The following is a 24,181-nucleotide window of genomic DNA, read 5'->3' on the forward strand; positions in this document are numbered from 1 at the left end:
TCCGTTCACGCGTGTCAGAGCTCGTATGTGGCCGGTGGGGCGTGTTCCTCGCCGTGCGTGCGCTCGCCCAGGCGGTCGGCGATGCGCTGCGCCTGGGCGGCGATGGTGATGCAGTCGAACAGCTCGCCCACCCGCAGCGCCTCGGGCCATAGCTTGTCCAGCCTGTCGTGCAGCTCGATGACCTTGATCGAGCTCCCTCCGACGGCGAAGAAGTTGTCGTCCGGGCCCGAGCGGGAGTGCCCGAGGACCTCCGCCCAGATCCGGCCGACGGCGAGCCGGTGCCCGCTCCAGTCCCCGCCCGCGGTGCCTCCGGAAGCCTGCCGGTCTGCCGAAAGGCTTCCGGAGGGCTGCACGTCCGTCGGGATCAGCGTGCGGAGTGCGGCCCGGTCCGCCTTGGTGCTGTGGTCGAGCGGCATGTGGTCGACCGGTACGAACAGGGTCGGTATGGCCTGCTCCACCAGCCTGCCCCGACAGTGTTCGCGCAGCTCCGAGGCGTCCGGCGGCCCGCTGCCGGGTGTCGGTAGTACGAATGCGATCACCTGTGGCTCGTCCTGCCCGGCACGTTCGCACAGCACCACGGCCTGCTCCACGTCCGCATGGCGTTCCAGCACGCTCGCGATCTCGCCGAGTTCGATCCTCGTACCGCGGATCTTGGCCTGGTCGTCCGTCCTGCCGTGGTAGTGCAGGGCGCCCCGCTCGTCGACGCTGGCGATGTCCCCGGTGCGGTAGAGGCGCCCGCCCGGCCGCCCGTACGGGTCCGCGACGAACCGCTCGGCCGTACGGGCCGGCTGGTTCGCGTAGCCGAGTGCCACGAGGGAGCCGCCGACGTAGAGCTCGCCCCGCTCCCCCGCCGGGACTTCACGCAGCCGCTCGTCCAGTACCCAGGTCTGTGCTCCCGGCCAGGGCCGCCCGATGGGGACGCGGTCCCGGGTCGGATCCGGATCGGTCTCCACCGTGCAGGCGATGGTCGTCTCGGTGGGCCCGTACTCGTTGACGAACCGGATCCCCGGCAGTCTCTCGCGGTGCGCGGCCACCATCTGGGGGGTGCACTCCTCACCCCCCACGACCACCAGCCGTAGTGTGTCGGGCAGACCACCGGGATCCTGGAGCACCGCCCGGTAGTAGGAGGGGATGTTGAACAGGTGTGTGACACGGTGTTCCCTGGCCAGCCGGGTGAACTCCGCCACCTGCACGAGCTGCCGGGGGTCGGGCAGCACCAGCGTGTGACCGCCGGTGAGTGACCAGAACATTCCGCCGAGAATCCCGTCGAAGGACAGCCGCAACGCGATCAGGAAGACGGAGTGCTCGGTGCCGTACACCGGCCCCCGGAAGCCGATGGACGTCGCGAGCTGGCCCCGGCTGACCATCACGCCCTTGGGCACACCGGTGGATCCCGAGGTGTAGGCGATGTACGCGGGGCTCTGCTCGGGGACCGGTGGGTACGGGTCGGCAGGCAGCTCCTGGCCGGCCTCGACGAGCCGCGTCAGATGGAGGTCCGCCGCGTCCACGACCGTCGGCGGGGAGGGCATCGCCGAGAGCACGGAGGCCGGCACGGCGTCACCGCCCTCGCTCAGCACCACCGCGCAGTCGACGTCCCGGCACAGCGCCTCGAACCTCCCAATCGGCAGGTCCGGTTCCAGGACCGCCCAGGTGGCACCGGTGCGCAGTGCGGCGAGCATGGCGACCACGGACAGGGCGCTCTGCTGCGTCCGGACGCAGACGACCCGCCCCGGCCGCAGCCCGTGCTGCCACAGCGTCTGCGCAAGACCGGCCGAGGCATGGTCGAGCTCGCGGTATGTGAGCGAGACCCCGCCGATGATGAGCGCGGTCGCCTCGGGTGCCCTGACCACCTGGCTCCGGAAGGCGGCCCACACCGGCCGTACGTCCGCCAGGGCGTCCGCGGGGGCGACCTCATCGGTGCCACCGGGGTGTCGGGTCATCGCAGCCTCGCTTCCTCTGTCGCTTCCTGTGCCGTTCATGCCGCACCGGCGATCACGCGCATGTGGGTGGGGGCCTTGGGCAGCGGACGCTCCGGGTCCACGGTGAGCACGAGACGGTCCTCGTCGGTGACCGTCGCCTCGTAGCCGGCGAAGCGCATCGTGACCAGCAGGTTCCGGTTGGCCACGGTCGGGATGAAGTGCGCGACGGGGCGCCGGCCGGCCGCCAGGGCCTGCTGGATCAGATGGTGCAGCAGCACGCTCCCCGCACCGCGCGAGGCGACTCGGCAGGACATCAGCAACAGCCGCAGGACCGCGTCCCGCCCGACGAGTGCCGTGACGGCCAGGCCGATGATCCCGTAGTCACCGAAGCGGTCGCGGAGTGTGGCCAGCAGCACCTGGTGGTCCGGTGAGGAGCTCAACCGGCGCAGTTCGTCGATGCCGTAGGTCAGTCCTGTGCTGTTGAGCTGGTGCGTGCGGACGGTCAGCTCGCTGGCCCGGGACAGGTCTTCCTCGGTGGCCGGGCGAAGCTCCATCACCAGGCCGAGCGATTCGAGGAACGCCTGGCGTCCTTCGGTGAACTCCTCTTCGGCCTGTCGGCGTTGCCACTCCGCCTGGTAGAGGCGGCGTCGCCCGGTGGCCTCCGCGGTGATGTGCTCGGGCCGGAACTCCTGGTATTCCGGCAGCCGTGCGACCTCCGCCGCCGGGTAGCAGCGGACCATGGGGAGTTCGCTCGCGACCTCCGCCCGCTCCACCGGGTCGTTGTCGACGAACGCGATGGTGTCCAGACCGATGTTGAGGGCCTTCGCGATCCGGCGCACCGCGGCGGACTTGGCGCCCCAGCCCACCTCTGTCGCGCAGAACCAGTCGGCCAGCCCGCGTTCCGTCAGGTGGCGTTGGGTCACGCTGTGTTCGCCACGGCTGGCGGCGGCATGCAGGATGCCGCGACGGTCCAGCTCGGCCAGGGTCTCCAGCGCCGAGGGGAAGGGGGCGGGATCGTCGCCCTCCAGCACCACCCCGTCCCACAGGGTGTCGTCCAGGTCCCACACCAGGCACTTGACGGTGGGCGCGCCCGCTGCCGCCGTCACGGCGACTCTCCGGGAAGCCGGGGCCCGACGGTGCGGTCCGTGCCGCGCGCCGCGTCACCGAAGCGCCGCAGCAGCCGCTCCGCTATGTGGAGTTCGGACACTTGCTGTGCTCCTTCGATGATCTCCATGACCTTGGCGTCCCGGAAGTGCCGGCCCGCCCTGCTGTCGGGTGCGCAGCCGGCCGAGCCCAGCACCTGTACGGCGTCGCGGCTGCCCGTCGCCGCCGCGGAAGCCGCCGCGTACTTGGCCATGAGCGTCTCCGGCACCCCGTGACCCGGGCCCGAGGCCCGTGCCTCCGCGGCCCTGCGGGCGAGTTCCCGGGCCCCGGCGGCGTCCACGGCCGCCCTGGCCAGCAGTGACCGGACCAACTGGTGGTCCGCCAGGGGTATGTCGCCCTGCCGACGGACCGCGGCGTAGGTGGCGGCGTCCTCGACGCAGGCCTCCGCCATGCCCACGCATCCCCAGGCGACCGTGAACCGGCCGTGGTCGAGCGCGGTGCCGACCACATGGGAGAGGCCCAGGCCAGGAGGGGCGACGAGCTGACGCCGGGGCACCCGCACACCGTCGAAGGACAGGTGGGCGATCCGGGCGGCCCGCATGCCGAGCTGGCCGTTCACGGGCTCCCGCTCGACACCGGCGCGGTCCGCGTCCACGAGCACCGCGGCCGGCTTCCCCTCGTACGTCCCGAGGACCAGGAACACGTCGGCGACCGCACCGAAGGTGACCCACCTCTTGCGGCCGCTCACGACCACTTCCTGGTGGCCCGGCCGGCCCGACGCCTCGATACGGGTTTCCACCGACCCCAGCGCGCTGCCGGCGCCCTGCTCGGTCGCCGCGAAGCCGGCGGTCAGCTCGCCGCCGGCCAGCCTGGGCAGCCACTCGGCCCGCTGTGCCTCGGTGCCCCAGCGCAGCAGTGCCGCCGCGACCATGCCTTGTACGGTCAGCAGCCCGCGCAGGGCGCTGCACTCACCACCGATCCGTGCGGTGATCTCCCCGAGCGTGAGCGGATGGAGGCCGGCGCCTCCGTACCGCTGGGGCAGGTCCGCGGCGAGCAGTCCCGACGCGGCGAACTCCTTGCGCACCGAGTCGGGCAGTCCGCCGTCCTGGTCCCAACGAGAGGCGCGGTCGTGCGCGCCGGCCGCGAAATCGGCCGCGACCCGGGACAGGTCCACGGACTCCGCGGACTCCCCGGGCTCCACGGGCGGCGGATCCGTCGTCGTGGCGTCGGGGCCGCTTTCAGGAACCCTCGGCATGCGCCTCTCCCCACTCGGGCGCTCCGGTCTTGCGCCGGACGAACTCCGCGATGCGGTTGGCGGTCCTGAAGCTGTCCAGGTCCAGGTCCTCGACCTGAACGGTGATGGCGAAGTGGCTCTCGACGAAGGTCACCAGCTCCAGTGCGAACAGTGAGTCGACGAGGCCCTGTGCGAAGTAGTCGTCGTCCGGCTCGACCTGCCGGCGAAGAGCCGCGCTCAGAAAGCCGGTGATCTGCGAGGTGATGTCGTTGTCGTTCATGCCCTGCCCTCCTGTGAACCTGTTTCGACCAACAGCAGACTCCAGGCGGCCACCGGGCTCACGTTGATCAGGACCGCGAGGTCGCCGGGGGCCAGCTCCTTGCGGTCGAGTGCCGTGCGGAGATTGAGGAAGACGTCATTGGGGCCGAGGTGTCCGTACTGCCGGAGGTTCTCCCGGCATGCCGGCAGCAGCTCGATGTCCAGGGAGTCCTCCAGGAAGGCGAAGCTCCCGGCGGACAGGTTCTGGCTGACGAAGCCGGCGACGTCCCGTCGGCCGATTCCGTTGCGCCGCAGCAGGTCGCCCAACATCGCGGAGAGGTGGCTGCGCGTCTCCATGGCCAGGTGGAAGGAGTAGGTGCTGGGCTCCGTGCACTGTTCGCGCCACTGAGCGGTGGGGCGGTCCCGGTAGTCGACGTGGAAGAGGTCCCAGTAGCGCCCGTTGGTCTGCTGCGCGATGTCGAGTACCCGTATCGTGCCGCTGCGGGAGAGCAGCAGTGCCTGCCCGCCGTCGCCGTTCACCGTGACGGGGTGGCGGTAGCGCAGGGCGGTGGCCGGCTTGCTGCCGTGCACGACCAGGACATGGTCCAGGGCAGGGTCTGCGGCCAGCAGTCCGCGGGCCGTCAGCAGGGCCGGGGTGATCGAGACACAGCCGAGCCCGCCCACCGAGAAGGTGGTGGCGTTGTCGGCGCCGAGCCGCTGCTGGAGCCTGGTCACCTCGGAGCTGAGGAACGTCTCCTGGACCCGCGACTCCACCATCACCAGGGCGCCCAGGTCCCGGGCGTCAAGCCCCGCCTGTTCGAGTGCCCGGCGCGCGGCGCGTTCCGCGAGAGTGACGGAGCTCAGCCGGTCGTCCGCCCGGACCGTGTCGATGCCCAGACCGTCGCGTGTGGCGCGCTCGGTCTCGTCGAGCGTCCGTACATGGCTGATCGGCACGGTGTGCTCGGGCAGATACCAGGCGGCGCTGCGGATGGCGAGGGGTGCTGCGCCATGCTGGAGGGCCTGCTGGGACACGGTCATTCCCTCTCGTCTGGACAGGATGTCGGGGCTGTCAGCCGATCTCGCGGACCGATTCCTTGATCCGGGCACGCCGTTCGCCGGTGATGGTGACCGCGTTGGTCATATCGCCTCCAGGTGCACGCATGCGCAAGGACGTCCCGGATTCTCCCGAGGGCAACTGACGCCGGACTGACGCACCGCTGACGGCACCCGAACCCTGGCTACCGGGCGTCCACCACGGACGGGAATGACAGACCGGAAAGTGTGACTGTCATCCCGGTTTGCCCGGGAAGGCACTGATCGGGAACGATCCTTGCCCTGGGTCGTCCTCGGCCCCGCTCGGCCGCCCGGCCGGGCGTCCCCTTCACCTTCCGGGATGTCCGTTCCATGGCTACCCTGTGCCGTCCGGCCGTCGCCGTTCCCGAGTACGTCCTCACCCAGCGCGCGACCCTCGACCTGGCCCGTCGATTGCACGAAGGGCACCCCCAACTGCCCCTCGCGTTACGGCTGATCAAGAACACAGGGGTGCTGAAGCGGCACCTGGTGCTGCCGATCGAGGAGATCCTCCGTCATCCCGGATTCGAGATCCGCAACCGGACCTACGAGGCGGAGGCGAAGCGGCGCGTCCCCCAGGTCGTTCGACAGGCCCTGGAGCACGCCGAGTTGACGACGCGCGACATCGACCTCATCGTCTACGTCTCGTGCACCGGCTTCATGATGCCCTCGCTGACCGCCTGGCTGATCAACACCATGGGCTTCCGGTCCGACACCCGCCAGCTCCCGATCGCCCAGCTCGGCTGTGCCGCCGGCGGGAGCGCGATCAACCGCGCCCACGACTTCTGCACCGCCTACCCCGGCAGCAACGTCCTCCTCGTCGCGTGTGAGTTCTGCTCGCTCTGCTATCAGCCCACCGATCTCGGCGTGGGGTCGCTGCTGTCGAACGGGCTGTTCGGCGACGCGGTCGCCGCGGCGGTGGTACGAGGCAACGGCGGCACCGGCGTCCGCCTTGAGCACAACGGTTCCCATCTGGTGCCGGGCACCGAGGACTGGATCGCGTACAGCGTCCGCTCGACCGGGTTCCACTTCCTGCTCGACAAGCGTGTGCCGGGGACGATGGAACCCCTCGCTCCGGTACTCGTGGACCTCGCCGGAGAGCACGGCTGGGACGCCTCCCGCCTGGACTTCTACATCGTCCACGCCGGCGGACCGCGCATCCTCGACGACCTGTGCCGCTATCTCGGAGTGGCGCCGGAGGCGTTCCGGTTCAGCCGGGCCACGCTCACCGAGTACGGGAACATCGCCAGCGCCGTCGTCCTGGACGCCCTCTCCCGGTTCTTCGACGCCGGCGGCACGGCGGACCAGGGCAGAGGACTGATCGCCGGGTTCGGCCCGGGCATCACCGCGGAGATCTCCCTGGGCCGATGGAGCGCCCCCGGCACCCGCATCCCCTCGGTCATCCGACGGCAGCGCTCCGACGCGCCGGCCGTCCTCGACGCCGCCCACTGAACGCCTGGACTCCCGGGCGCCCCGGACGGTGCGTCAGCCCGGGCGCCTTCCGTACATCGACACGCCACCGAGGACCCACATGAGCACCGCACCCGCCTCCCCAGCGGTCCACTTCTGGAACCCGCCCGACCTGCCCGGGCTCGACTTCGACCCCCTGCTGGCCCGCCTCCTCCACGAGGAGCCGGTGGCGCGGGTCCGGCTGCCCAATGGCGAGGGGTACGCCTGGCTGGTGACCCGCTACGAGGACGTCAGGTTCGTCTCCGCGGACCCCCGGTTCAGCAGGCGGGCCGTCGTCGGCAGGTCCGTCACCCGGGTCGCCCCGCACTTCATTCCGATGGACGGCGCCATCGGCCTCGCCGACCCTCCGGACCACACCCGGATGCGGCGCGTGGTGGCCGGCGCGTTCACCGCCCGCGGTATGCGGCGGCTGGGCGAGCGCGCCCAGCGGGTGATCGACGGGCTGCTCGACGAGCTGGAGCGGCACGGGCCCCCGGCCGACCTCATGGCCCATCTGAACCGGCCCTTTCCGCTGGCCATGGTCGGAGAACTGATGGGCGTGCCCCGCGACGACTGGCCCCGGATGGCGCACTGGTCGGACACGATCATCTCGGCCGGCGCGGGCCGCTCGGCGAGCGAGCAGGCCAAGGCCGAGATCGCGGAGTACTTCACCGCGCTGATCCGGCGCCGGTGCGGTGCCGCGCCCGCCGTACCACGGCAGGCGGACGGCCCGGACGCGTGCGAGGAGACCGGCCGGACGGACCTGGCGAGCGTGCTGGCACGAGGCGTCGACACGGGCGCGCTCGACCTCGAAGAGGCCGTCGGCCTCGCCGTGCTCGTCCAGATCAGCGGCGCACACGCGGTCCGCAACAACAGTGCCAACATGGTGTACGCGCTCCTCACGCGGCCGGCGCACCTCGCACGCCTGCGCGCCGAACCGGCCCTCGTGCCACGGGCCGTCGAGGAGCTGCTGCGCTACATCCCGCACCGCAACGCCGTCGGGCTCTCCCGTATCGCGCTGGAGGACGTGCCGGTGGGCGGGGTGACGATCCCCGCGGGCGACGCGGTCTACGTCTCGTACCTGACCGCCAACCGCGATCCGGACGTCTTCGCCGACCCCGACAGGCTGGATTTCGACCGGGCCACGAACCCCCACGTCGCGTTCGGGTACGGCCCGCACTACTGCCCGGGATCGGCGCTGGCCCGCATGGAGTCCGGGATCATCCTCCGCTCGCTGTGGGACCGCTTCCCCGGCCTGCGCCTGGCCGTGCCGGAGGAGCAGCTTCGCTGGCAGCGGGGAGCACTGATCCGCGGACCCGAGGAACTGCCCATCGAGTGGTGACGGCGACGCGGTGGTGAGCGAACGACCGATGCCCCCGAGAGGCCCGGACAGGCAGGAGAGACGGACGGATGACCGTGGTGAATTCGCGTGCGCGGAAAGGGCTGGTGGTGCCGCCCGGGTCCGGGCGGACCGTCAGGACCGCCGCACAGCAGGTGACGTACAAGATCACCGGAGCGCACTCGCGTGTGGCGTCGACCTTCGAGGTCGTCGTACCGCCCGGGTTCGACGTCGGAGCGCACACGCACGCCGACGGTGAGGAACTGTTCTATGTGATCGAGGGCGAGCTGGAGGTCATGGCCTTCGAGCCGCGCGTGCGGACCCGTGACGACTGGCGCGCCTGGGAATCGGTCTCCGGGGACCGGCCGGTACGGGCCACCCCCGGGACGCTGATCCTCGTACCGCCCGGCTGCCCGCACGCCTTCGCCAACCCGACCGGGGAGCCGGCGCGCATGCTCTTCCAGGCGGCGCCGCCACCCCACCACGAGCGGTACTTCGACGAGCTGCTGGAACTGATGGAGTGCCCCGGCGGACCGGACCCGGCGGCGGTGGCGGAGCTGAGGACGCGTTACGGCATCGAGCAACTGACGCCCATGCGACACCGGCGGGCCGGGAACACCGCCACGGGGGCACCGGGGGACGGCCGGTGACGCAGGCACCACGCCCGTTCCCCCGGACACAACGGCCCGCGCGGATCCCCGCCCCCGGGAGCCCCGTCGAGGGCGGTTCACGGCCGCCGATCACCCGGACACCGGCGGCCGGGCCGCCCGTGCACCACTGGCCCGTGGACCATCTCGGCGCCCTCGACTTCGACCCGCTGCTGCACCGGCTGCTGCGCGAGGAGCCGATCGCCCGCGTCACCCTGCGATTCGGTGAGGGCGAGGCCTGGCTGGCGACCTCGTACGAGTACGTCAGGGACATCTCGGCCGATCCGCGGTTCAGCCGGGCGCTGACCGTCGGCCGGCCGGTGACCTCCATGACCCCGCACACCGTGGCCCCGGTCGGCGGCATCGGCCGGACCGACCCGCCCGACCACACCCGCCTGCGGCGGCTGGTCGCCCAGGCCTTCAGCCGCAAGCGTGCCGCGGAGCTGCGCGCCGACGCCGAGGAGACCGCCCGGCGACTCGTCGCGACGATGGTCGCGCAGGGCCCGCCCGCCGACCTGACGGAGGCGGTGACCGGACCGATGCCGGAGCGGCTGCTCGCCGGCCTGTTCGCCGTACCCGCCGCCGACTTCGGGCGGCTGCAGAGCTGGCGGGAGGTGATCCTCTCCAGCGACCACTCCCAGGAGGAGGGGGACGCGGTCAAGGCCGAGATCGCCGCCTACTTCCGGGGCCTCGCCGACGTGCGGGCCCGCCGGCCGGGTGATGACCTGTTCAGCGAACTGACGACCAGGCAGAGCGCCGGTGACCTCAGCCGGCCGGAGCTCATCTCGCTGTCGGTCATGGTGGTGCTCAACACCCTCGACCAGATCCGCAACCAGACGGCGACCATGGTGTACGCGTTGCTCACACACCCGGAGCAACTGGCCCTGCTGCGGGCCGACCCCACGCTCCTGCCCCGGGCGGTCGAGGAGCTGCTGCGCTTCGTCCCCCAGCGCAACGGGGTCGGCCTGCCGCGGATCGCCACCGAGGACGTGGCGGTGGGCGACGTCCTGATCCGGGCGGGTGAGGCGGTGTACGTCTCCTACCTCGCGGCCAACCGTGATCCGCGCGTGTTCACCGAGCCCGACCGGCTCGACGTGACCCGCGACGAGGCCCCGCACCTCGCGTACGGCAACGGCCCTCACTACTGCCTCGGGGCATCGCTCGCCCGGATGGAGTTCGAGGTCATCCTGGCCACGCTGCTCCAGGAGCTGCCGGGCCTGCGGCCGGCCGTCCCGCCCGATCGGGTGCGCTGGCGCCGGGGCTCCATCAACCGGGGCCCGGAGACCCTGCCTGTGGCCTGGTGACGGAGACGGCCTGGGTGACCGTGGGGCGCCTGGCCAGGGGAGGTGCCTGTCAGGCGCCCTACGGGCGCACCGTCCGCGCACTCAGCCCGCGAAGCGGGCCATCCAGGCCTCGACGTCGTTCGCGGACCGGGGCAGGGCCGCCGACAGGTTCTCGTGGCCGTCGGCGGTGACGACCAGGTCGTCCTCGATCCGGACGCCGATGCCGCGCCATTCCTGGGGCACGGTGAGGTCGTCCGGCTGGAAGTACAGGCCGGGCTCGACGGTGAGCACCATGCCGGGCTCCAGCACACCGTCGACGTACTCCTGGTTGCGGGCGTGGGCGCAGTCGTGGACGTCCAGGCCGAGCATGTGACCGGTGCCCGCCATGGTGAAGCGGCGCTGGAGGCCGAGTTCGTAGGCGCGGTCGGCGGGGCCCGGGATGAAGCCCCACTCGACCAGGCGGGCCGCCAGGTGGCGCTGGGACGCCTCGTGGAAGTCGCGGTACCGGGCGCCCGGCTTGACGGCGGCCATGCCCGCTTCCTGGGCCTCGTACACCGCGTTGTAGACCTCGCGCTGTACGGGGGTGAAGGTGCCGCTGATGGGAAGCGTGCGGGTGACGTCGGCGGTGTAGAGGGTGCGTGTCTCCACGCCGGCGTCGAGCAGGAGCAGGTCCCCCGGGCGTACCGGGCCGTCGTTGTCCGTCCAGTGCATGATCGTGGCGTGCTCGCCCGCGGCGCAGATCGTGCCGTAGCCGACGGAGTTGCCTTCGAGGCGGGCCCGGCGGAAGAAGGTGCCCTCGATCCAGCGCTCGGACGACGCGACGGCGCGGGACAGCTCCCCGATCGCGTCGGTGAACCCGCGCACGGTGGAGTCCACGGCCTCGCGCATCTGGGCCAGCTCCCACTCGTCCTTGACGAGCCGGAGATCGCTGAGTGCCTCTTCCAGTTCGTCGTCGCGCGCCTCGTCGGTGGTGACGGCGGCCTCCAGGGCCGGGTCGACGCCGCGGACGATCCGGGTGGGTGCCTCGGGGGCACCGGCCAGGTCGCGGGCCGCCGTGCGGACGTCACGGCAGGGCAGGCCGAGCACGAGCTCCGACTCGGCGAGCGAGCGGCGCCGGCCCATCCACAGCTCCGCCGTGGCGCCCGTCCAGAACTCGTCGTCGTCCCTGCTGTCCCTCGGGAGCTGGTAGCAGTAGGCGTCGTGGCCGCCGTCCGCGCGGGGTTCGAGGACGAGCGCGCCGTCCCGGGCCTGGTCTCCGGTCATGTGCACGTAGCCGGAGTGGGGGCGGAAGGGGTAGGCGTCGTCGTTCGACCGGATCTTGAGGTTCCCCGACGGGATCACGAGGCGTTCGCCGGGGAAGCGCGCGGAGAGCGCGGCGCGGCGGCGGGCCGCGTACGGGGCCTGCTCGTCCAGTTTCAGGTCGTGCCGCTCGGTGTCCGCCCACCCCGTTCGCATCAGGGCGGACAGTTCCTCGGAGATCCCCGCGTACAGACCGTTCTTTCGGCCCTTTGCCACGACGTGCCCCTTCTCTCGGTGGGTTCCTCGACTGCGAGAGCCCTCGCGGCCGCCGTTCCCCGGCGGCGTCTGGACAGTAGCCCGCGATGCGCGCCGCTGGGGGCCGAGCAGTGCCACTGGCACGGATCGGCCACGCCCTGGCGGGGTCGGTCGATAATGCGACGCATGACGAACGGGAGACTCGACGAGGCCCTGCGGCTTCTGGGCATCGGTGAGACCGCGCGCCGGGTCTATCTGGCGCTGCTGGAGCTGGCGCCCGCTCCGCTGAGCTCGATCGGGACGGCGGCCGGTCTGGGCGGTACGGAGCTGGCCACGGCGTACGGCGAACTGGTCGACGCCGGTCTGGCCAGTGCCGCCGGTGAGGGCGGGGACGTGGTGGCTCCGGTGCCGCCCACCGCGGGGCTGGAGATCCTCGCCCGGCACCGGGCGGCCGAGCTCGAGGAGTCGCGGATCGCGGTGGGGGGCGCGTTCGAGTCGTTCCGGCGGCAGCGGCTCGCCGCGTACAACGACAACCTCGTCGAGGTCGTCACCGGGGACGCCGTCGGCCCCAGGATGCGCCACGCGTGGGCCAGCGCCCGCGAACAGATCCGGCAGTTCGAGTCGCCGCCGTACTTCCCCCTGCCCGGCGCCACGGACGACGCGCTGGCCACGCTCGCCCGTGGTGTGACGCAGCGTGTCGTGTACTCGCGGGCGTCGCTGGAACATCCGGGCCACCTGAAGGAGGCCATCGAACCGTGCATCGAGGCCGGCGAGCACGCCAGGGTGCTGCCGTCGGTGCCGGTCAAGCTCGTGATCATCGACGAGGCGTACGCGCTCGTGTCGCTGTCGATCAAGGAGGCCGACGTGCACAACAGCATGCTGGTCGTGCAGCCGTGCGGGCTGCTCTCCGCGCTGGTGGCACTGTTCGAGCAGTCCTGGCAGAACGCACTGCCGTTCCACGGCCACACCGCCCGCCCGGGTGGCCTGGCTCCCGCCGACCGCCGCCTGCTGTGGCTTCTCGCGGGCGGTGCGAGCGACGACGTCATCGCCCGGGAGATGGGCATCAGCCGCCGTACGCTGTTCCGCCGCCTCCAGGTCCTGATGGCCCGGCTGGGCGCCGCGAACCGGTTCCAGATGGCCTTGCAGGCGCAGCGGAGCGGATGGCTGTGACCGGCGCGCCGGTCCCGGGGAAGAGGTCCCCTGGAAGGGGTCCCGTGGAGGGGGCCTACTCGACCGGCCAGGTGTGCACCGGAGCGTTCAGGTGCATGTAGTCGATGTACTGCCGGGTCATCCGCTGCAACGCCTGGTGCCGGCCCCCGTGGGCGGTGTCGTGGATGTGGTGGACCGTCTCCGACTGCCACACCGCTCCGTTGCGGCCGGTGACGCACCGCTGCTCGATGATGCCCAGCAGCGGCTCCCGCCAGGCCGCGTCCATGCCCGACGCCTCCAGCCCGCGGTGGGCCAGCGGCAGCAGGCGCCGCAGCACCAGCTCCGGCGCGGGGACCTCGCCCATGCCCGGCCAGTAGAGCTGCGCGTCGATCCCGTGCCGCGCCGCCGCGTGCAGGTTGTCCTCCGCGACCGAGAACGACATCCGGGACCAGACGGGCCGGTCCTCGTCGACCAGGGCGCGGGTCAGTCCGTAGTAGAAGGCACCGTTCGCCAGTACGTCGGCCACCGTGGGCCCCGCGGGCAGGACGCGGTTCTCCACCCGCAGGTGCGGTACGCCGTCGACGACGGCGTAGACCGGCCGGTTCCAGCGGTAGATCGTCCCGTTGTGGAGGGTGAGCTCGGCCAGTCCGGGGATTCCGCCGCGGTCGATCGTCTCGTGCGGGTCCTCGTCGTCGCACAGCGGCAGCAGCGCCGGGAAGTAGCGGACGTTCTCCTCGAAGAGATCGAAGACGGTGGTGATCCACCGCTCGCCGAACCACACCCGGGGCCGCACTCCCTGCACCTTGATCTCGTCCGGCCGGGTGTCGGTGGCCTGCTCGAACAGCGGGATACGCGTCTCACGCCACAGCTCCTTGCCGAACAGGAACGGGGAGTTCGCCGCCAGGGCCACCTGCACGCCGGCGACGGCCTGGGCGGCGTTCCAGTAGTCCGCGAACTCGTCCGGGGAGACCTGGAGGTGGAACTGGGCGCTGGTGCACGCCGCCTCCGGTGTGATCGTGTCCGCGTAGGTCCGCAGCCGCTCGACCCCGTCCATGGCGATCAGCAGGTCCTCGCCCCGTGCGGCGAAGATCTGCTCGTTGAGCAGGTGGTACCGCGGGTTCTCGGACAGTGCCGCCAGACCGACGTCCTCGAGCTCCAGCGTCGGGAGGATCCCGATCATGATCAGATGGGCGCCGATCGCCGCGGCCTTCTCCTCGGCGTGATTGAGCGCGGCCCGGATCTCCTGCTCCCAGGAGTCCGGCCCGCCCGCGGTGAGCCGCCGGGGAGCGATGTTGATCTCCAGGTTGAACCGGCCCAGCTCGCTGGACCAGGAGGGGTCCGCGATCGCCTCCAGGACGTCCGCGCTGCGCATGGCGGGCCGGGCGGCGTCGTCCACGAGGTTCAGCTCGATCTCCAGACCGACCTGCGGCCGCTCGAAGTCGAACCGCGACTCCCGCAGCATCCGTGCGAACACATCGAGGCACCTGTGCATCTTGTTCCGGAACTGGCGACGGTCGTCACGGGTGAAGACCATCGCCGGAACGTCGCGGCCCATCCGGCCCTCCCGAGTCTCCTCGGCGTCTCCTCGGCCTCTCCTCGGCACGATTCCCACCTTCAGCGTCCCACTCCCCGGGCGCCCCAACCACTGAGGCCGGCGGCGGCCGGACGAGAGGGTGATTAACCGTCTGCCGCGCCCGGCCAGTACGGCGGGCCGTCTCTGCCGGAGTGGCGGAGGCAGGAGGTGACGACGACGAAGGGCCAGAGGGACTGAAGGAACGTCACCAGACGTTCCGCGACGCCCGCGGCACCCTGCTGACGCATTTCGATCACGAACCAGACCGCCCCGGCCAGCATCACAGCGGTCGCCACCATCGACGCCACGGGCCGCAGCGCCCACGGTGCGGCCCCGCCGCGATCGGCGGCCAGCAGGGGCCACACCGCCATGAGGGCGAAGCCGACCGCGGCGACCGAACCATGGCGCAGGGAACCCCCGCTGCTCGGGGCCGGGAGCAGAACCACACCGAACGCCGACAAGCCACCGCAACCCAGCGCCACACGTCCGGGGAGCGCGGCCGCTCGTAGCGCCCAGGCGGTCAGGAGGTGGCAGGCGCCCAGGGCGAGCAGCGCTCCGGTCATCACCCAGAATCCCGCGGCCCCGTACGCCGCCAGCACGCTGATCGTCTGGGTGACCGGATCGTAGGCGGGTCCCTCGATGTGCGCCGCGATGGCCCAGCCTCCGACCAGCAGGACGGGCGCGCACCCCGACGAAAGCAAGGCCCATCTCGGCACAACTCCCATCAGGCCACCATAAAACACCCCATCATTCCTCCCCCGTGCACACGCAGGCGGCTCCCGTGCCGGTCAGACGGACCGCTTGACCCGCCCGCTCGCAAGGGGCCATTCGCGGTGGAGGCTGCCCAGCGGGATGCGCTTGTGGAAGACGGGCGTGCCGAAGACCGAGAGCTGGAGCTGGAGGCTGCCGCTCAGGTCGAAGCCGCCGTGCAGCGCCCAGGCACCTGTCACGTCCGCGGTGCCGCCCGTGGAGGTGGAGGCGGAGGCGCGGACCTCGCCCTCGGCACGCAGGTACGGGGCGAAGTCGGCGGTGAGGCCCGCCATGCCGTACAGGCCGACGGACGCCTCGGCCCCCAGGGCCGTCCTCGCCCGACCGGCTGCCGTGACCGTGGCCGTGACGGGGGTGCTCGTCACGTCGGAGGTGCTGACCGGGGCCCACCCCTTGCCGGGTGTGTAGCCGCCGCCGACGCGGAAGTCGCCCTTGACGTCCTGCCGCACATCGAGGGTGACGCGGCCGTCGGCCTCGACCTGGAGGTAGACGGTGAGGTCGAGGTTGACCACGACGGGCACGGGACCGACCTGGATCACCGGGTCGGCGTGCAGTTTGGCGAAGGGGATGCGCTGGGACGTCCGGGCGGCCGCGCGGCCCTTCAGCGTCCACTGGGCGGACCAGTCGCCCGACATGCCGAGGAACGCCGAGCCGGGTCCGGGCCTGCCCGCCTGTCCGTGGGCGCTGCCGTCGTAGGAGAACTCCACCTCGGGGGCGAGCTGGACGAAGCCGGAGACGGAGGCGGCGGCCGAGACGGGCGCGTCGGCGGCGGTGGCGAGCGAGGTGCCGACGTCGAGGCGGAGTTGGCCGACGGGCACCTTCGCCCCCTTGGGGCCGAAGCGGATGCCGTCGGGCTTGGCCCAGGAGAACGTCACGCCCTTGACGAGGGGCTCGACGTCGACGGTGGCCGGGTCCACGGGTATCCGCCCGTCGGCCTTGTCGTCGGCGAGCAGCGCGCTGAGCGTCGCGGGTTTGGTGGCGACCTCGGTGCCGTGGTCCGTGGTGCGTACGACCTTCGTCACCTCGGCGAGGAGGCCGTTGGGGGCGCCGGGCGCGGGGGCGCTGGCGATGACGTCGCCTGTCCTGACGGGCGGGGCTGGGGTGGGGGTGGGGGTCGGGGTCGGGGTGGGGGTCGGCTTCGGTTGCGGCTTCGGGTTCGGGTTCGGCGAGGCGTCGCGTGAGGCGTCCGGCGGGGTGGCGATGACCGCGTGCCGGTTCCGCTCGTCGTAGCGGGCGACCTTGAAGGTGCTCCGGTGGGTGCCGGTGCTGCCGGTGCCGCCGTTGGACGCCGGTCGCGCCACGGCAGTGGGCGTGTCCTGGGGCGCCGGTGTGACGTCGAGCCGTTCGCTGCCCTCCCCCACGGCGGCGGGTGCCGCGGCCGGGGTGGCGGCGGATGCCGCTCCGGGGGTGGTGGCGGTGCTGCCCGGTGTGGCGGAGCATCCGCCCGCCGCCAGGGCGAGCGAGAGCAGCGTGGGGACCAGGAGTCTCCTGGTGTGAGTGCGCACGGGGGTGTCCTCCGGCGATGTGCGGTGTGCGTGAGGGGGGTGGTCGCTGTCACCGACTTCTTCCTACTTGCCGGTAACAGCAGGGAGGATCATGGCATGGCAGCGGACGGGCGCAGTGCCTACCCCCGGTCCCCGCACGGAAGTTGGCCGATCCGCCGAGGCACTTGGCGCGTTGACGACCGCTCCCGCAGAACGGGCTGAAGACGACGGCCAACCGGTTCCGGGAGAGGGGTCGGAGGGGTCGTTGAAGAACGCCCAAGGGGCTGGGTTACCGTGCGGCGCATGAGTGCCGAGGACCAGATCACCCAGCCCCTTCTCCGGTTCCGGGACGTGGTGGCGCGCGGGGCCCTGTACGGGCTCGCCGCCGTTCCCCTGCTCGGGGTCGCCTCGTTGTTCGTCGCCGACCACCACGACCGGATGACGTTCCTCGCCGTCGTCGCCGGGTTCGCCGCCTCCTTGGCGGGGACCGCCATCCTGTTCGGCCTCTTCTTCTGGTGGGCCTGCGGGGGTGACATCCGGCGCTGCCGCGACTGGCGCACCATCAAGGGCCAGTCGGACAGCCTCACCGTCGCGGCCCCGGTCATGGTGCGCCTCGGTGTGCTGGCGCTCGTGCTGTTCCCCGGCGCCGTTGGGCTGTACCACCTCGTGGACGGAGCCGGGTACGGCACCTTGCTCTACGGCGACTGACGGTCGTGCCCGGTGAAATCCGGTGGCATCGGTCAGGGAGGCGTCGTTACGCTGCTCACCGCATCATCGGAAACGTCACCGGGCCACCTGTGCCCTGGAGAGGGTGTTTTATGACCCGGCCCGCGCCGAGCGCGCCTCGTCGTACCGCGTAACTCCGTCTCTCGTCGAGGAACGCTCGGCCTGCTCTTGCTGTCATGACTGTTCTCTCAGCAAGGAGCCTCCCGGGTGTCCCACCCCAACACGCACCACACCCTGAAGATCGACACCTTCACCTGCGCGTGGTGCGGCCTGACCGTCGCCACGTTCGCCGCCGACGGCACACGGCGCAACCACTGCCCGTCGTGTCTGCACTCCCAGCACGTCATGGACCATGTCGAGGGCGGCCGCAGCGAGTGCCACGGCCGGATGACCCCGATCTCCATCGCCGTGCTGCGCACCGGTGACTGGACGGTCGTCCACCGCTGCGTGCGGTGTGACGAGCTGACGTCGAACCCGGTCTGCCCGGACGACAACCAGCTCATCCTGATGCGCATGGCCGTACGTCCCCTCGCCCAGCCGCCGTTCCCGCTCGAGTCGTTCGGCAGTCTCTGACCGGCCGGCCAGGGAAGGAGACGACGAATGCCACGCCGCAAACCCTCCGCCCGGCGCCCGCAGCGGCACAAGGACGTGCTGCACGGGCAGGGCCGGCACCGCGCCCGTGACTTCCGGTGCGTCGGCTGCCGGCTCGACGTACCGCTGGACGCCCCGGGCACCGCCCACCGCAACCACTGCCCGCACTGCCTGGTGAGCCTGCACGTGGACCGGCGCGTGCCGGGAGACCGTGCCGCGTCGTGCCGCGGGCGCATGGAGGCGCTGAGCATGTCCGTACGCCCCGACGGCGAATGGGTCATCATCCATCGCTGTCTGGCCTGCGGGGAACTCAGCGCCAACCGCGTCGCGGGCGACGACAACGCCCTGGCGCTGATGCGCCTCGCGGTCAGACCACTCCGGACGATGACGGGCGCGGGGCACCGCCTCCTGCTCGCCCTCTGAGGGGTTGCCGGCCGCCGGAGGGGTCCCCACTCCCTTCCGGCGGCCACCGTCAGCAGACCCTCACGCTGTGACGTCACGTCACGAGACCGCGCCCTGAGGGCCGTTGTCAGTGGTGGCCGATAGCGTCGTGAGCGATGGAACAGCCGTTGCTCGATGGGAGTGGACTGATGACCGTGAACCGTATGACGTCGCAGCTCAGGGTGGTACTGACCGACACCAACTCGAACGTGGTGCAGGCGTGGCGGGCGGCGTTCGCCGACACCCCGGGCATCGAGATCCGCAAGGGCTCGATCCTCGACGAGAAGGTCGATGCCTGGGTCAGCCCGACCAACTCCCGGGGCCGCATGGACGGTGGGGTCGACGCGGCGATCAAGCGGTACCTGGGAGCGGGCATCCAACTGCGTGTACAGCGGGCCATCCGTGACCGGTTCGCCGGAAGTCTCCCGGTGGGAAGCGCGGTGTGCGTACCGTCCGGGGCGGTCAACCCGAAGTTCCTGATCTCGACGCCGACCATGGAACAGTCCTCGCAGAACGTGAGCGAGACCCTGAATGTGGCCCTGGCGTGCGCCGCCGCGTTCCAGGCGATCCACCGGCAGAACACGCGAGTGCCGGGCAGCATCGAATCGGTGGCACTGGTCGGCATGGGCGCCAGGACCGGCCGCGTACCGGCACGGGTGTGCGCCAACCTGATGTGGACGGGCTACACGTTGTTCAACGACTACTCCTTCGAGAGCGACGACGACCTGCGCAGCACGATCGTCGCGCAGCTCGACGACATCGAGAGCGCCCCCGCCGACAAGCGCATACGCATCGCGCCGCCCGAGCGCCGCACGGCACGTCGTTGACGCCCCATCAGTACGGTTCGACAATTCCTGAATTCGGAGTGCTTCCACCATGAGCGATGCCAACATCCCGGCCCAGGCCGACCCCAACGACCCGTTGGCCCTGACCGAGTTGTTCAAGGGCGGCGGTGAACCGTGGCTTCCGCTGCTCAAGCCCGTCATCGAGGCGCAGCCGGACGCGGCCGCGTTCATCGGCCCGGGCCGTGGCCAGGACGTCGTGCCCGTCCGCGAACTGACCTTTCAGGCGCTCAAGCCCAACCCGCCGCACAAGTGGAAGGTCGTGGTCTTCGGCCAGAATCCTTACCCGAGGCCCGAAAGCGCCACCGGCATCGCCATGTTCGACAACACCTTCCACGACTGGAAGGACAGCCAGTTCGGCAGGGTCGTCAGCATCCGCTGCATCATCAAGGCCGCGGCGATGTGGAAGTACGGGATTCCCAAGAAGACCCCGATCGCCGACATCCGCGCGCTGTTGAAGGAACAGGACACCGTCCAGCCGCCGGAATGGTTCCAGGCGATGCTCACGCAGGGCGTCCTGCTGCTGAACGCGGCCCTCACCGCCAGCAGTGCCGGGCCGAGGGGAGCCGACCCGCACACCGCGTTCTGGCGTCCGGTCGCTGAGCGGATCGTCGAGGAGATCCTCAAGGCGAAGCAGAACGCCGACGAGGAGGACCGTGGCGTCGTCTTCGCCTGGTGGGGGGCGCACGCGCGCAACTTGAAGAAGATCGTCCTCCAGCTCCAGAAGAAGTATCCCGAGGTTGAGGTCCGCCATATCGACCACCCCAACCCCGCGGCACAGGGCGACATATTCTGCGATGGCGACCATTTCGGAGTGGTGAACGAGGCCCTCGCGTCGCTGGGCGCCGATGAGATCGACTGGCTGCCGAGCAAGGGGTGGAACGAGCTCGGGGCGCAGGGCGACGGGGCGGACGGCGATGTCGCCGAACGCATGGGCGCGTTCATCGCGTCCACCATGGAGCTGCACCAGCTTTACCTCGAACGGCTCGCGAGCGTCAAAGACGAGGGGCTTTCCCTCCCCGCGATCACCGGTGTGTTCGACACGCCCCTCATGGATTTCCGCGACGCCGTCTCCCCGGTCGCCGGACTGCTGTCCGGTCTCGACCGGCACGTCGAGCTGTCGCACGAATTCGGCAAGAGGCGGGCGGACGAAGCGGCCGGCAACGGCCTGTCCGCCGATGCCATCGCCGCCCTTTATCTCTACACCTGTGAGTCCGCCTTCTACCGCGAGATCAACGCCATCCTGCGCTCCCCGGACCGGTCGAAGCTCGTCCCGTACCTCCCGTATCTGCGGCTGCTGTTCGCGGCGGTGTCGGGGCTTCCCGCTCGCAGGGAGCCGTTGTGGCGCGGGGTCTCGCTGGACCTGCGGGCGCAGTACCCGCTCGGACGGACCGTGACCTGGTGGGGCGTGTCCTCGTGCACGTCCGAGCTCAGTGTGGCCCGGGCGTTCCTCGGCAGCCGCGGCAAGCGGACGCTCTTCGAGGTGGTGCCCGCCCGGGCGGTGGGAATCCGGAGTTTCTCGGCGTTCACCGGCGAGGAGGAGTTCCTCCTCATGCCGGGCACACAGCTCAAGGTGACGGACGTGAAGGCCGAGCGCGGCGGCCTGTGCACCGTGAGGCTGACCGAACTGGAAGAGCAGCCCCTGGTGTCCTGAGCAGGCACCGGCCCCTGAGCGACCGTCACTCCGGGGACCGGCACGGCTGCTGAGCGGCCGTCGGCACGACGCGTATCCGCCGCGCGGCTGAGGCGGTCCCATCGCGGGCTGATGTGCGCATCTCCGCGGGCGCCGACCGGCCGGTGCGCCTGACCGTCACCGCCGAATCGGCGGCCGCGTCCCATGACGGGGCGCGGCCGCCGCGCCGTCACTTGGTCACGGGGCCGACGAAGTTGCCCGGGTGGGTGGCTGCTTCCTGGCGCAGGACCGGGCCCCAGTGCCACTTGAGTTGCTTCGAGGTCTTGCCCTTGGGGGGAGTGATCTCGGCGACCCCGGGGACGATGACGTTCTCCTCGCTCTCCTTCGCCGAGAGGAAGGTGAGGGTGAACCGGGCGGAAGCACCGGGCGCCAGGGTGACGGGCTTGGGCCGGACCGACGTCTGCTCGCGGAAGGTCTCGGTCTGCACTCCGGCCGTCTCCGTGCCCATCTTCAGGACCACCTTGGGGTAGCCGTGGACGGTGCACGCGCGGGACCCGGTGTTCTTCAGCGCCACCACGGCGGTCACCTGCTCGCCCGGAACGCCTCCGGGCTTGGCGGTCCCACCGGGAGCCCAGGACGGCGCCAGGGCGCGCGCCTTGCACGGACCTGGCTGTCCGGCCGCGGCTGGGCTCGCCGCGATGGCGGGGGCGGGGGTCAGGCTCGCGGCCATCAGGCCGGCGACCAGGAGGGCGGCCCTGCGGGCAGACAGTCGTGCCATGGTCCACCTCCAGCGTAGGGGATTGCGGCGGGCGCGCCGGCACGCCGCCGCCGTGGCACATGCCGGCGTCACCAGATACGAGTATCCATGATCACATCGAATCGCACATCCGCACGAGGACGTCCGCACGGGGCGGGAGCGTCCACCGGGGCGTGCGCACGAGGATGCGCCGGCCGGCCGGTACGGCTCACTGCCGCCGGCGCCGGCGTTCCGGGCACGGTGTGCGCCACGTGAGAGGGTGTGCCACCTGAAGGGGAGCTCAGCACGGTCACCGAGCGTTGAACCCTCGAACGAAGCGGTCGGCGTACGCGGCGCCGCACCCATGCGATGAGGTAGGAGGACCATGAACGCCGCCGCAGAAGGACGGCAGCATCTGGACGCGGTCAGCGTCCTCAACGCCAAGCAGACGCTCCGGCAGCTCCTGGGCCGGGCGGGGGTCTTCTCCGGCGACACGGAGGAGCTGGTCGGGCTCGTCGAAGCCGGTGCCCTCGCCCTGGCGCACCAGGAGCTGAGCGGTATCGGGCGGAGCGCGCCCGGCGGTAAGGGCGCGCTCTACGAGTCCGGCTGGCTCGACGGCACCCAGGCCGTCACCGACGAACTCGCCGGTCTGGCCGCACGCGCGCTGCGGCAGGCCGTCGGGGCGGATGTGTCGGCTCCCTCTCCGGACGCCCGCCCTCCGGTCAGGAGGATGCAGGTGGAGCGGGCGAAGGTGGCGGTCACGCCGCTCTACCTGTCGTTCACCACCGTCTCCGACCTGGACCCCGAGGTCTCCGAGCAGGTGCTGACCGCCGTCCTCGGCACCATGACCTCCCGGGAACGGGCCGGATACCCGGGGCGGCTCGCGGAGTTCGCCTCGGCCAACCGCGTACGCCTGGAGCGGCTGTACGCCCGGTACGGCCCGGGCAGCACGATCGCGATCCACGGCCGCTACTCGCTCGTCCACTCCCCCACCAGCGTCGCCGTACTGGAGCGGCTCGCCGGCGCGGCGTCGTCGGAGCTGCGGGAGGAGTGGGACGCCGCCGAACTCCCGCCCGCGTGGCTGGAGGGACTCCTGACGGCGTGGGACTCTACGGGCTGACCGGCACCGTGGCGCGGCAGTCGGGGTGACCCCAGCGCGTGTCCAGTTTGGTGATCGGGTCTCCGGCGGCGTACGGCCGGCCGCACGGACAGGTGCCGCGGTACTTCGCCTTGATGGTCCGCGGCGCGCCGCCCGTCGCCGTTCCGGCAGGCCGCCGCTCGCCGGTCGCGCCACGGGGCTTGTGGCGGGCGGCCGGAGCGGTGCGCTGGGGCGCGGGTACCGGCATGTGCGTGGCGCCCAGCGCGGTGCCGGCGGCCTGCTGGGTGGCGGCCGCGTCGCTGGCGGCCTGGTCGGCGATGGCGTTCAGGTGGTCGCCGTCCTCACGGTGGGCGGGGACGTAGCGGAACTCCACGTCCCGCTCGGCCAGCAGGGCGTCGATGCGCCGCACCAGTTCCTGGTTGGCGACGGGCTTGCCGGCCGCCGTCTTCCAGCCGTTGCGCTTCCAGTTCGGCAGCCACTGCGTCACGGCCTTCATGGCGTACTGGGAGTCCATGCGCACCTCGACGGAGGTTCCGGGGGTGAGGGCCTCCAACAGGGAACGCAGGGCGGTGAGTTCGCCCACGTTGTTGGTGGCGCGGCCCAGCGGTCCGGCCTCCCAGCGTTGGGGGCGGCCCTCCGCGTCGGCGATGACCCACGCCCAGCCGGCCGGGCCGGGATTTCCCTTGGCCGCCCCGTCACAGGCGGCGATGATGCGATCGGACATCCCCCGATCATGCCTTACGCGCGGGGGTGTACAGCCCGGCGGGCCGGGCCGACCGGTGCCGGGCCGCAACGTGGCCGTGCTCAGCGGCGTTCGAGGCAGCCACGGATGAAGGCGGCCTGTCCGGCGTGCTGGAGGTCGTCGGCGATGACGCTGACGAGCCGGACGCCCAGGGTCACCGGCGGCGACCACGACTCGTCCACGATCCGGTTGAGTGCCGTGCCGCGCAGTCCGGTGACGTAGTCCACGGTCACGTCGTGGACGGCGTCGAAGTAGCCGAGCAGCAAGGCGGGCGAGTCCACCCGGAGTGCGGCGACCTGCTTGCTCGTGTGGCCGTACCCGGTCGCATCGGTGGGGAAGGGCAGGGAGAAGCGGCCGGCCCAGTCCTCGGCCGTCCACACCTGTTCCCGGCCGGCGACGTCGGCCACGTGGTCGTCCTGGATCCGGGTGAGGTGCCAGACCAGCCAGGCGATGGAGTTGGCGCCCGGGTCGAGCCGGGTGTGCAGGTCCTCCACGCCGATTCCCTCGACCGCCTCGTGGACCACTTCCCGGACGCGTCCGAAGGCGTCTGCGAGCACATCTGCGGCGTTCATACGCAGCAGTGAACCCCGCGGCCGTCC

General features: G+C 71.5%; 23 protein-coding genes. 11 read left to right on the forward strand and 12 right to left on the reverse strand.

Annotated features, from left to right (window positions below; translation table 11 throughout):
• Positions 1-14: 14 nt before the first annotated feature.
• From AB0J57_RS01080 to AB0J57_RS01100, 5 genes are read right to left on the reverse strand one after another with little or no spacing between them, the layout of a single operon-like run.
• Positions 15-1,940, reverse strand: coding sequence for an amino acid adenylation domain-containing protein (locus AB0J57_RS01080; protein WP_366125789.1), 1,926 nt, complete (start codon positions 1,938-1,940; stop codon positions 15-17).
• A 35-nt stretch (positions 1,941-1,975) separates the two neighbouring features.
• Entirely contained in the window at positions 1,976-3,025 is a 1,050-nt protein-coding gene (locus tag AB0J57_RS01085) for an HAD-IIIC family phosphatase (protein ID WP_366125790.1), read from the reverse strand.
• Positions 3,022-4,278 (reverse strand): acyl-CoA dehydrogenase family protein, encoded by a 1,257-nt coding sequence (locus tag AB0J57_RS01090; RefSeq protein WP_366125791.1) that lies wholly within the window; start codon positions 4,276-4,278, stop codon positions 3,022-3,024. The genes AB0J57_RS01085 and AB0J57_RS01090 overlap by 4 nt, the downstream gene beginning before the upstream one ends.
• Positions 4,262-4,537, reverse strand: coding sequence for a phosphopantetheine-binding protein (locus AB0J57_RS01095; protein ID WP_366125792.1), 276 nt, complete (start codon positions 4,535-4,537; stop codon positions 4,262-4,264). Before AB0J57_RS01095 ends, AB0J57_RS01090 begins: the two co-directional genes overlap by 17 nt.
• Positions 4,534-5,553, reverse strand: coding sequence for a ketoacyl-ACP synthase III family protein (locus tag AB0J57_RS01100; RefSeq protein ID WP_366125793.1), 1,020 nt, complete (start codon positions 5,551-5,553; stop codon positions 4,534-4,536). The genes AB0J57_RS01095 and AB0J57_RS01100 overlap by 4 nt, the downstream gene beginning before the upstream one ends.
• A gap of 366 nt (positions 5,554-5,919) precedes the next feature.
• Between AB0J57_RS01100 and AB0J57_RS01105 the strand changes: the two genes are divergently transcribed.
• From AB0J57_RS01105 to AB0J57_RS01120, 4 genes are all read left to right on the forward strand, one after another.
• Positions 5,920-7,038 (forward strand): type III polyketide synthase, encoded by a 1,119-nt coding sequence (locus AB0J57_RS01105; RefSeq protein ID WP_366125794.1) that lies wholly within the window; start codon positions 5,920-5,922, stop codon positions 7,036-7,038.
• A 79-nt stretch (positions 7,039-7,117) separates the two neighbouring features.
• Complete coding sequence (locus tag AB0J57_RS01110) at positions 7,118-8,377, forward strand: cytochrome P450 (RefSeq protein WP_366125795.1); 1,260 nt, start codon at positions 7,118-7,120, stop codon at positions 8,375-8,377.
• A 68-nt stretch (positions 8,378-8,445) separates the two neighbouring features.
• Entirely contained in the window at positions 8,446-9,024 is a 579-nt protein-coding gene (locus AB0J57_RS01115; protein ID WP_366125796.1) for a cupin domain-containing protein, read from the forward strand.
• 134 nt (positions 9,025-9,158) lie between these two features.
• A complete protein-coding gene (locus AB0J57_RS01120; protein ID WP_366125797.1) occupies positions 9,159-10,325 on the forward strand; it encodes a cytochrome P450 in 1,167 nt (388 codons plus the stop codon).
• 81 nt (positions 10,326-10,406) lie between these two features.
• Here AB0J57_RS01120 and AB0J57_RS01125 read toward each other — a convergent pair whose 3' ends face one another.
• Positions 10,407-11,819, reverse strand: a complete 1,413-nt coding sequence (locus AB0J57_RS01125) for an aminopeptidase P family protein (protein ID WP_366125798.1) — start codon at positions 11,817-11,819, stop codon at positions 10,407-10,409.
• Between the two features lie 165 nt (positions 11,820-11,984).
• On the opposite strand from AB0J57_RS01125, the gene AB0J57_RS01130 reads away from it, so the two are divergent.
• Positions 11,985-12,968: a LuxR family transcriptional regulator gene (locus tag AB0J57_RS01130; protein WP_366125799.1), complete on the forward strand. Its 984-nt coding sequence runs from the start codon at positions 11,985-11,987 to the stop codon at positions 12,966-12,968.
• A gap of 55 nt (positions 12,969-13,023) precedes the next feature.
• Here the strand turns inward: AB0J57_RS01130 and AB0J57_RS01135 are convergent, their stop codons facing one another.
• The 3 genes from AB0J57_RS01135 to AB0J57_RS01145 form a co-directional block, all read right to left on the reverse strand.
• A complete protein-coding gene (locus tag AB0J57_RS01135; protein WP_366125800.1) occupies positions 13,024-14,502 on the reverse strand; it encodes a glutamate-cysteine ligase family protein in 1,479 nt (492 codons plus the stop codon).
• Between the two features lie 122 nt (positions 14,503-14,624).
• Positions 14,625-15,245 (reverse strand): DUF998 domain-containing protein, encoded by a 621-nt coding sequence (locus tag AB0J57_RS01140; RefSeq protein ID WP_366125801.1) that lies wholly within the window; start codon positions 15,243-15,245, stop codon positions 14,625-14,627.
• A 63-nt stretch (positions 15,246-15,308) separates the two neighbouring features.
• Positions 15,309-16,793 carry a hypothetical protein gene (locus AB0J57_RS01145; RefSeq protein ID WP_366125802.1) on the reverse strand — a complete coding sequence of 495 codons (1,485 nt, stop codon included), beginning with the start codon at positions 16,791-16,793 and terminating at the stop codon, positions 15,309-15,311.
• 282 nt (positions 16,794-17,075) lie between these two features.
• On the opposite strand from AB0J57_RS01145, the gene AB0J57_RS01150 reads away from it, so the two are divergent.
• The 5 genes from AB0J57_RS01150 (at position 17,076) to AB0J57_RS01170 (ending at position 21,026) form a co-directional block, all read left to right on the forward strand.
• A complete protein-coding gene (locus tag AB0J57_RS01150) occupies positions 17,076-17,480 on the forward strand; it encodes a DUF6336 family protein (protein ID WP_366125803.1) in 405 nt (134 codons plus the stop codon).
• A 225-nt stretch (positions 17,481-17,705) separates the two neighbouring features.
• Positions 17,706-18,071, forward strand: coding sequence for an RNHCP domain-containing protein (locus tag AB0J57_RS01155; protein WP_366125804.1), 366 nt, complete (start codon positions 17,706-17,708; stop codon positions 18,069-18,071).
• Between the two features lie 27 nt (positions 18,072-18,098).
• Entirely contained in the window at positions 18,099-18,512 is a 414-nt protein-coding gene (locus AB0J57_RS01160; protein WP_366125805.1) for an RNHCP domain-containing protein, read from the forward strand.
• Between the two features lie 167 nt (positions 18,513-18,679).
• On the forward strand, positions 18,680-19,357 hold the full coding sequence (locus tag AB0J57_RS01165; protein ID WP_366125806.1) for a macro domain-containing protein: 678 nt from the start codon (positions 18,680-18,682) through the stop codon (positions 19,355-19,357).
• 49 nt (positions 19,358-19,406) lie between these two features.
• On the forward strand, positions 19,407-21,026 hold the full coding sequence (locus AB0J57_RS01170; RefSeq protein ID WP_366125807.1) for an ADP-ribosyltransferase domain-containing protein: 1,620 nt from the start codon (positions 19,407-19,409) through the stop codon (positions 21,024-21,026).
• 208 nt (positions 21,027-21,234) lie between these two features.
• On the opposite strand, the gene AB0J57_RS01175 is transcribed toward AB0J57_RS01170, so the two are convergent.
• Positions 21,235-21,783 carry a DUF4232 domain-containing protein gene (locus AB0J57_RS01175; RefSeq protein ID WP_366125808.1) on the reverse strand — a complete coding sequence of 183 codons (549 nt, stop codon included), beginning with the start codon at positions 21,781-21,783 and terminating at the stop codon, positions 21,235-21,237.
• Positions 21,784-22,126: 343 nt separating this feature from the next.
• On the opposite strand from AB0J57_RS01175, the gene AB0J57_RS01180 reads away from it, so the two are divergent.
• The gene (locus AB0J57_RS01180; protein WP_366125809.1) at positions 22,127-22,861 is read left to right on the forward strand and encodes a hypothetical protein; all 735 of its coding nucleotides are present in this window, start codon (positions 22,127-22,129) and stop codon (positions 22,859-22,861) included.
• On the opposite strand, the gene AB0J57_RS01185 is transcribed toward AB0J57_RS01180, so the two are convergent.
• Both AB0J57_RS01185 and AB0J57_RS01190 read right to left on the reverse strand, forming a co-directional pair.
• Entirely contained in the window at positions 22,851-23,564 is a 714-nt protein-coding gene (locus AB0J57_RS01185; protein WP_366125810.1) for a ribonuclease H, read from the reverse strand. The two genes, AB0J57_RS01180 and AB0J57_RS01185, sit on opposite strands and share 11 nt — an antisense overlap.
• A gap of 80 nt (positions 23,565-23,644) precedes the next feature.
• Entirely contained in the window at positions 23,645-24,154 is a 510-nt protein-coding gene (locus tag AB0J57_RS01190) for a DUF664 domain-containing protein (RefSeq protein ID WP_366125811.1), read from the reverse strand.
• Positions 24,155-24,181 lie beyond the last annotated feature (27 nt).

Source organism: Streptomyces sp. NPDC049837, from assembly GCF_040674455.1.
In the GTDB taxonomy this organism is placed as follows: Bacteria; Actinomycetota; Actinomycetes; order Streptomycetales; family Streptomycetaceae; genus Streptomyces.

What these genes read in the sequence shown, in the direction of transcription:
- AB0J57_RS01130 (WP_366125799.1), top strand. Translation starts at nt 11,985, where the DNA reads ATGACGAACGGGAGACTCGACGAGGCCCTGCGGCTTCTGGGCATCGGT.
- AB0J57_RS01190 (WP_366125811.1), bottom strand. Translation starts at nt 24,154, where the DNA reads ATGAACGCCGCAGATGTGCTCGCAGACGCCTTCGGACGCGTCCGGGAA.
- AB0J57_RS01170 (WP_366125807.1), top strand. Translation starts at nt 19,407, where the DNA reads ATGAGCGATGCCAACATCCCGGCCCAGGCCGACCCCAACGACCCGTTG.
- AB0J57_RS01175 (WP_366125808.1), bottom strand. Translation starts at nt 21,783, where the DNA reads ATGGCACGACTGTCTGCCCGCAGGGCCGCCCTCCTGGTCGCCGGCCTG.
- AB0J57_RS01180 (WP_366125809.1), top strand. Translation starts at nt 22,127, where the DNA reads ATGAACGCCGCCGCAGAAGGACGGCAGCATCTGGACGCGGTCAGCGTC.
- AB0J57_RS01140 (WP_366125801.1), bottom strand. Translation starts at nt 15,245, where the DNA reads ATGGGAGTTGTGCCGAGATGGGCCTTGCTTTCGTCGGGGTGCGCGCCC.
- AB0J57_RS01165 (WP_366125806.1), top strand. Translation starts at nt 18,680, where the DNA reads ATGACCGTGAACCGTATGACGTCGCAGCTCAGGGTGGTACTGACCGAC.
- AB0J57_RS01105 (WP_366125794.1), top strand. Translation starts at nt 5,920, where the DNA reads ATGGCTACCCTGTGCCGTCCGGCCGTCGCCGTTCCCGAGTACGTCCTC.
- AB0J57_RS01110 (WP_366125795.1), top strand. Translation starts at nt 7,118, where the DNA reads ATGAGCACCGCACCCGCCTCCCCAGCGGTCCACTTCTGGAACCCGCCC.
- AB0J57_RS01185 (WP_366125810.1), bottom strand. Translation starts at nt 23,564, where the DNA reads ATGTCCGATCGCATCATCGCCGCCTGTGACGGGGCGGCCAAGGGAAAT.
- AB0J57_RS01090 (WP_366125791.1), bottom strand. Translation starts at nt 4,278, where the DNA reads ATGCCGAGGGTTCCTGAAAGCGGCCCCGACGCCACGACGACGGATCCG.
- AB0J57_RS01115 (WP_366125796.1), top strand. Translation starts at nt 8,446, where the DNA reads ATGACCGTGGTGAATTCGCGTGCGCGGAAAGGGCTGGTGGTGCCGCCC.
- AB0J57_RS01095 (WP_366125792.1), bottom strand. Translation starts at nt 4,537, where the DNA reads ATGAACGACAACGACATCACCTCGCAGATCACCGGCTTTCTGAGCGCG.
- AB0J57_RS01150 (WP_366125803.1), top strand. Translation starts at nt 17,076, where the DNA reads ATGAGTGCCGAGGACCAGATCACCCAGCCCCTTCTCCGGTTCCGGGAC.
- AB0J57_RS01160 (WP_366125805.1), top strand. Translation starts at nt 18,099, where the DNA reads ATGCCACGCCGCAAACCCTCCGCCCGGCGCCCGCAGCGGCACAAGGAC.
- AB0J57_RS01080 (WP_366125789.1), bottom strand. Translation starts at nt 1,940, where the DNA reads ATGACCCGACACCCCGGTGGCACCGATGAGGTCGCCCCCGCGGACGCC.
- AB0J57_RS01100 (WP_366125793.1), bottom strand. Translation starts at nt 5,553, where the DNA reads ATGACCGTGTCCCAGCAGGCCCTCCAGCATGGCGCAGCACCCCTCGCC.
- AB0J57_RS01135 (WP_366125800.1), bottom strand. Translation starts at nt 14,502, where the DNA reads ATGGGCCGCGACGTTCCGGCGATGGTCTTCACCCGTGACGACCGTCGC.